Source organism: Raoultella sp. (genome assembly GCF_039594335.1).
In the GTDB taxonomy this organism is placed as follows: Bacteria; Pseudomonadota; Gammaproteobacteria; order Enterobacterales; family Enterobacteriaceae; genus Klebsiella.
In genome coordinates this window covers 1-7,106 of the sequence record NZ_JBCNNS010000176.1, presented here as the reverse complement: position 1 = coordinate 7,106, position 7,106 = coordinate 1, and the positions used below count along the sequence as shown (strand labels likewise).

The 7,106-nt window shown below is 53.4% G+C and carries 5 protein-coding genes and 1 tRNA gene; all 6 read right to left on the bottom strand.

What is annotated here, in order from left to right; all coding sequences use genetic code 11:
• On the bottom strand, positions 1-548 hold a 548-nt coding region (locus tag ACZAHD_RS20445), incomplete at its 3' end, for an ABC transporter permease subunit (RefSeq protein WP_462458384.1).
• Positions 549-557: 9 nt separating this feature from the next.
• Positions 558-1,577 (bottom strand): dipeptide ABC transporter permease DppB, encoded by a 1,020-nt coding sequence (gene dppB / locus ACZAHD_RS20440; protein WP_004868763.1) that lies wholly within the window; start codon positions 1,575-1,577, stop codon positions 558-560.
• Between the two features lie 107 nt (positions 1,578-1,684).
• Positions 1,685-3,292, bottom strand: coding sequence for a dipeptide ABC transporter periplasmic-binding protein DppA (gene dppA, locus ACZAHD_RS20435; protein WP_462458383.1), 1,608 nt, complete (start codon positions 3,290-3,292; stop codon positions 1,685-1,687).
• A gap of 970 nt (positions 3,293-4,262) precedes the next feature.
• A tRNA-Pro gene (locus ACZAHD_RS20430) sits at positions 4,263-4,339 on the bottom strand.
• A 90-nt stretch (positions 4,340-4,429) separates the two neighbouring features.
• Positions 4,430-6,121 carry a kdo(2)-lipid A phosphoethanolamine 7''-transferase gene (gene eptB / locus ACZAHD_RS20425; RefSeq protein WP_462458382.1) on the bottom strand — a complete coding sequence of 564 codons (1,692 nt, stop codon included), beginning with the start codon at positions 6,119-6,121 and terminating at the stop codon, positions 4,430-4,432.
• 364 nt (positions 6,122-6,485) lie between these two features.
• Positions 6,486-7,106, bottom strand: a 621-nt coding sequence (locus ACZAHD_RS20420; protein ID WP_462458381.1) for an MFS transporter, incomplete at its 5' end; no start/stop codon positions are given.

Here is a 7,106-nt window from a genome sequence, read left to right as displayed (position 1 = left end):
GCGGCGCGGGTCAATCGCACGTAGTGCGGCAGGGCGACAAAGGTCAGCGCCAGCGAGGCATTCACAATCGAGGGGCCGAAGATAGCCACCAGCACCAGCGCCAGCAGCAGGCTCGGCAGCGCCAGCATAATATCGACAACGCGCATAATGATGGAGTCAACAACGCCGCCAAAGTAGCCCGCTACCAGGCCGAGCACCACGCCGAGAATCAGCGACAGCACCACCACCAGACAGCCAACCAGCAGCGATAAGCGCGCGCCGTACATCAGTCGCGACAGAATATCGCGGCCCACGTCATCGGTACCCAGCAGATGCGCAAAGCTTCCCCCTTCCTGCCAGGCCGGTGGCGCCAGCAGTACGTCGCGGAACTGATCCGCCGGGTTATAGGGAGCGATGAAGTTAGCGAACACGGCGATAATAATCATAATCGCCACGTAGACCAGGCCGACAACCGCCCCTTTGTTGCGTTTGAAATAGTGCCAGAACTCCTGCAAAGGAGTCATTGGCACCGGTGCGGCGACAACTTTATTTTCAGTAATTTGTGACATGGTGGCCCCTCACTTCTTATGCCGAATACGCGGGTTCACCACGCCGTACAGCAGATCGACCAGCAGGTTGACGAGGATAATCATCGTCGCGACCAGCAGGACCCCGCCCTGCACCACCGGGTAATCACGGCGTTGCAGCGCATCGATCAGCCAGCGCCCTAAACCAGGCCAGGAGAAGATCGTTTCGGTCAGAATGGCGCCTGCCAGCAGCGTCCCGACCTGGAGCCCAATCACCGTGACCACCGGCAGCATCGCGTTACGCAGCGCATGGACCACGATGACGCGCATCCGGGTCAGCCCCTTGGCGCGCGCGGTGCGAATATAATCTTCGCCCAGCACTTCCAGCATCGACGAACGGGTCATACGTACAATCACCGCCAGCGGAATAGTGCCCAGCACCACGGCAGGCAGGATCATGTGCATTAAGGCATCAATAAAATCGCCCGGCTCGCCCCAAATCGCGGTATCGATCAGCATAAAACCGGTCAGCGGCAGGGTATCGTCAAGGAATACGGTGTCGCTGATGCGTCCGGAAACCGGCGTCAGGTTGAGCTGTACCGAAACCAGCATGATCAGCATCATGCCCCACCAGAAGATCGGCATGGAATAGCCGGTCAGCGCGAGGCCGACGGAGGTGTGATCGAAGATAGAGCCGCGTTTGACCGCCGCCAGTACGCCCACCGGAATACCGACGATGACGGCGAAAATCATCGCGCACACACCCAGTTCCATCGTGGCTTTAAAGCGCGGCACGAACTCCTGCCACACGGGAATGCGGCTTTTCAGCGAGATGCCTAAATCCCCATGCAGCACACCCCAGATATAGTGGGCATACTGCTGCCACATCGGCTTATCAAGGCCCATTTCAGCCAGCAGCTGAGCGTGACGTTCAGGGGAAATACCACGTTCGCCCGCCATAATCATCACCGGGTCACCGGGAATCATATGCACAAAGGCAAAGGTGAGAAGGGTAATACCGATAAATGTCGGGATGACAAGTCCCAAACGTCGGAGGATGAACTGCAACATAACCCGGATTCTCTATAGTGACGCCCCGCCTGGTGACCGGACGTCTGTATTGCTCACAAATGTCAATTCCCTCTCCCCAAGGCGGGGAGAGGGGGAACACACTGTTATTATTCGATAGAGACGTTATCGAAGTGGTGTTTACCTAATGGATCGACCACGTAGCCTTTGACTTCTTTACGCACCGGCTCATAGACGGTGGAGTGAGCGACGATCAGCGCCGGAGCCTGGTCATGCATCACCACCTGAGCCTGCTTGTAGAGCTCGATACGTTTGTTGTGGTCGTCGGTCGCACGTGCCGGCTGAATCAGATCTTCAAACGGCTTGTAGCACCAGCGAGAGTAGTTCGAGCCGTCTTTTGCCGCCGCACAGCTGAACAGGGTGGCGAAGAAGTTATCCGGATCCCCGTTGTCGCCGGTCCAGCCCATCATCACGGTCTGGTGCTCGCCTGCTTTCGCACGCTTCAGATACTCGCCCCACTCGTAGGTGACGATCTTGGCCTGCACGCCGATTTTGGCCCAGTCAGCCTGAATCATCTCCGCCATACGGCGCGCGTTCGGGTTGTACGGACGCTGTACCGGCATCGCCCACAGATCGATGGAGAAGCCTTTCTCCAGACCCGCTTCTTTCAGCAGCGCTTTCGCTTTTTCCGGATCGTAAGTGTAGTCTTTAACGTCGTCGTTATAGCCCCACATGGTCGGCGGAATCAGGTTCTTCGCCGCCTGGCCTGCGCCCTGGTAAACGGCTTTGATAATCGCTTCTTTATTGACCGCATAGGTCAGCGCCTGGCGGACCTTGACGTTATCCAGCGGTTTCTTCTCGGTGTTGAAGGAGAGATAGCCGACGTTCAGGCCCGGCTGTTCCAGCAGGGTAATATTTTTATCTTGTTTCATGCTCGCGATATCTGCCGGGTTCGGGTACGGCATGATCTGGCATTCATTTTTCTGCAGTTTCGCGTAGCGCACGGAAGCATCAGGGGTGATAGAGAAGACCAGGCGATCGATTTTCGGCTTGGTGCCCCAGTAGCCCGGGAAGGCTTTATACAGAATACGGGAGTCTTTCTGATACTGCAGCAACTGGAACGGGCCGGTACCGATTGGGTTCAGGTCCACTTTCTCCGGCGTACCGGCTTTCAGCATGTTGTCAGCATACTCTTTTGAAAGAATAGAGGCGAAGTCCATGGCGAGATCTGCAAGGAACGGCGATTCCGGGCGGGTCAGCACAAACTGGACGGTTTTATCGTCAACTTTCTTCACTTCGCTAATCAGGTCAGGCAGGCCCATCCCTTCGAAATATTCATAGCTGCCGCCGGACACTTTATGGTACGGGTTTTGCGCGTTTTTCTGGCGATCGAACGAGAATACAACGTCGTCGGCATTCAGATCGCGAGTGGGTTTAAAGTCTTTATTATCCTGCCACTTCACGCCCTGACGCAGATGGAATGTATAGATTTTTCCGTCCGCGCTCACTTCCCATTTTTCCGCCAGGCCTGGAATAACTTCCGTAGTACCGGTTTTGAATTCCACCAGACGGTTATAGATGGGTACCGAACTGGCGTCGTAGGTTGTACCTGAAGTAAATAGCTGTGGGTTAAAGCCTTCTGGCGAACCTTCAGAACAATAAACCAGGGTCTTAGCCTGAACACTTGCTGCAACGGTCAGAGCGACCAGGCTCAGACCAAGCTTCAGCATCCCTGACTTTTTCAAGGAAATACTCATTATTCTGCTCCAAATGTGATGTTGTTTGCATATATCCGCCAGACCTTTATTTATTTTTATTCGTCATATTTTGAACTACGGATGCGTTGGTTGCACTCGATCGCCATGGTCACATAGTGGATCTATGCTCCTGGCGATTCTCAGCTTGCCGCCTTCCTGCAGCTCGAACTATTTAGAATATACCCGGTCCGGTCGGTGGTGCCCGAAGGCATTGAGAGAGATGGGGATTCCTTTCACAAAAACGCCTGAGTTGCAGTGCGGATTCTCCATGAAATGCCCCTCATGCCCTACAATCTGTCAACAGAATGCGTAAACGTCAATACAGCCAACCAGGTTTTACATCCGGGGTGAGAATCAGCAGGCAAAGATTAAAAAAACTTCAAGACACTATTTTCAGCAGAGAAATTTATGCTAGCGGCAAAAAGGCAGCATAAATACCTTAATAATTCGCAGCAGCCAGTTATAAGCAATTCTGGTAAATGGTGAAAATTTATTGCGATGTGGCCAATATGTGAGCGATTAATAGCGTGAACGTTAAAACGCATAGCGGAAAATGCTGCCGTTATCCATAAGCTTCGCGAAAAAAGAGCCTTATATATATAAAAAAATACAATGGAAGATGTCACAAAATAGTTAACAGACGGCATGAAACAAGGATTCGTGCTTTTTTTGTGACTTTGGTTAACTATCACCCACCGGCATCGTTGCGTCCAGCCCGCAGCTCAACACCATTAATGCGCAGGATTTCATTTTCACGCTGGCTTGGATAAGAGACTGTTTTTGCTGTCGGGGTAAAAAGAAGCAGGGGGAGATCGGGAAATATGGCAGAGGGATGTTAAGCCGGCTAAAAATCGTTGAGGCACAAACGACCGCCCAAGGCCCCCAGCATAGTCAAACCTGCCCCCGGAGGTTCTCATCCTCGTCGGCCGCAGATGCAAAAAAGCCTGCTCGTTGAGCAGGCTTTTAAATTTGGTCGGTGATAGAGGATTCGAACCTCCGACCCCTTCGTCCCGAACGAAGTGCGCTACCAGGCTGCGCCAATCACCGAATGCGGGCGCATCTTACTGCTGGGACTCACACCCGTCAATGCCTTATTTGGAAAAAATAGCTCAAGCGGCGAGAAACTCGCCACTCCCGCTATTTCTCCACGGTTTTCCCCGCATCGGCAACGCGGCACCAGTTGTTATTCTCATTAATCCCGCCGTCCGGCGAGGTGTAGCCAAGACAGCCCATGATGGTGTCATACAGCTCAACGTGACGACGTGGGACTTTCATCGCCGCCTGCTCTTTGAGGCGGGCAAACGAAGCGGCATGGTCTGGCGCTGCCAGATACTTATCCGACATCCATACCATCATCGGCACACGGAACTGTTCCGGCGGCGCCATCTTACGCGGCGTACCGTGCAGGTGCTCATGTTCGTTGATAGACTCCCCGTGATCGGCGGCATAGAACACAATTGCCTTCTTATCACGCAATTGATCCAACACGCTCACAATGAAGTGATCGACGTAGGTCACGCTATTATCGTAAGAGTTGATCAGCTCCGCTTTCGAGCATTTGTTGTCCACGCCCACACACTCCGGCTGCCATTGCGCAAAGCTGCGCGGGTAGCGCTGGGTATAGTTAAAGTGCGAACCTTTGGTATGGAGAATAATCAAGTGTTTACCATGGTCACTCTTCATCAGAGAGCGCTTAACCTCATCCACCAGCAGCATGTCGTCCACGCTTTTGCCGCGGTTACGCGGTTCCGCGCCAATCTGCTCGCGATAGGCAATGCTGTTCGCCATGGTATTGCTGTAGAACCACATCTCGCTCTGCATCGCATACAGGTCGCCGGTAAAGCCCATCTGGTGCAGGACAGCAAAGACGTTTTGCTCTTTCAGCGTTCGCTGCGGATTGTCTTCCGCCCCGCCCTCACGCACAAACATGCAGCGCAGAGAGAGTTTGGTCGCGGTATCGCAGGAGTAGCCACGGAAGGCAACCAGGTTTTTCTCCTGCGCCAGCTTCGGCGTGGTATTGCGCTGATAACCCAGTATTCCCATATGATCCCAACGGGTGGTTTCACCGATAATGAACACCACGTAAGTATCATCCAGGCCCTGCGGCTCTACATAGGTGAATTTCTTTGCCGGGTTTATCAACGACTTGTTATCTGAGGACTCATCCACCTGCGCCCAGGCGTACAGCCCCAGCGCGGAAAGCCAGTTTGATGGCAGATACGAGTTGGCAATCACCCCACCGTAGCTCGGCATATCAACTTCAGAGCTGCGCTCAACGTCCTTCTGCCGCAGTTCGAGCAGACGAATCGGCCCCCAAACCATTAACCCGGCGAGGGCAACGATCGCGATGTTTTTTACCCGCTGACCCGGCGTCCGAATTTGCCGCAGCAGAGTGTGTTGGCAGCGGTTGCTCCAGATAAGCAGCAGCGGCGGAGCACTGACCAGCGTCAGCCACAGAATCAAATACCAGCCAACCACTTCCTGAGACAGATCGATATCCGTGGTCATGACCGACGCAATGATGCCGTAACCAATCACCACGTTCAGGAAAGTCATGTAATAGCTGGCAGCAGCGGAAAAAATCACCACCAGCGTGGCGAGTATTCGCCAGACGCGTCGGCCCAGCAGCGACAGAATACGCAGCAGGAAAAATGTCACCAGCACGGTGGCAACCAGTTCCACAATCCCGGAAAGCCCTTTCCAGAGGGTAAATTCCTGCGCATAACCATCAAGGCGACGGTAAAGCACAGCAACGTTCATAAACCAGCCGATGTACAGAGCCAGCCAAAGACTGACTTTTTGCTGTGTCATCGTTCTAATATAATTCATGCATCAAACCTGGAAAAATAAGAGATAAAACCGCCTGACTCACGCAATATAAGCGGGCAGATTAATAGGGTGCGTTCAGGTTGATTAACTACTCAAACCCATTCGAGATGCCTTGAGGCGACAGACTCGTGACCCCTCTGGAGCTTACTCAAGTAAGTGACTGGGACGAACGAGCGCAGTCAACAATAAGGCAGTTTGAAGGCCGGTGAGTATAAGAAACCTCTATAAAGCGCGCTAAGTAGACCACAGAGAAAGGAAAAAGTATCAGGCGGGAATGTGATCCAACCAAACATTTACAAAACATTTGGTTGGACGGGCACGAATCGCTCAGGAAATGCCGGTATGACGCTGCGAAGATAGCGTATCAGGCATGGGCTTCAGTGTAGGCTTCCCCTTTTGGCTGGCGAATCGTCGCGGAGAGCGCCAGGGAGAGAATCAGCAGGGCAAAGATAACGCAGAAGGTCACGTAAAACCCGCCAAACAGCGAGGCAATCAGCGATCCGCAGATGCTGCCGATACCAAAGCCCAAATAGATGACGCCGTAGTTTTTTGCCAGGTTATTCAGACCGAAGAATTCACTAACCAGCGACGGGAACACGGTAATCGTCCCACCGAAATTAAAGGCGACGCAGGCAATCGCGGCAAAGAAGGTTATGGCATTCAGCGGTGCAAACAGCAGCGCAGCCATGCCAACCAGTGAAACCACCTGACCGATAGTAATGACGCGGATACGGGAAATTTTATCCGACAGGATCCCCAGAACCAGACGTCCACTCAGGTTAGCGATAGAGATAACGGTGACCGCATTCGCCGCCGTCGCGACATCCAGATGCACCATCCCTTGGGCGATATCTTTTGCTACGCCAATGACATACAGGCCGCTCATGCAGGCAGTCAGGAACATCACAGCGAGCATCCAGTACTGCGGTTTACGCATCGACTCGGCCAGCGTGAAGTCATTCTCCACCACGCCATTATGGGAGGC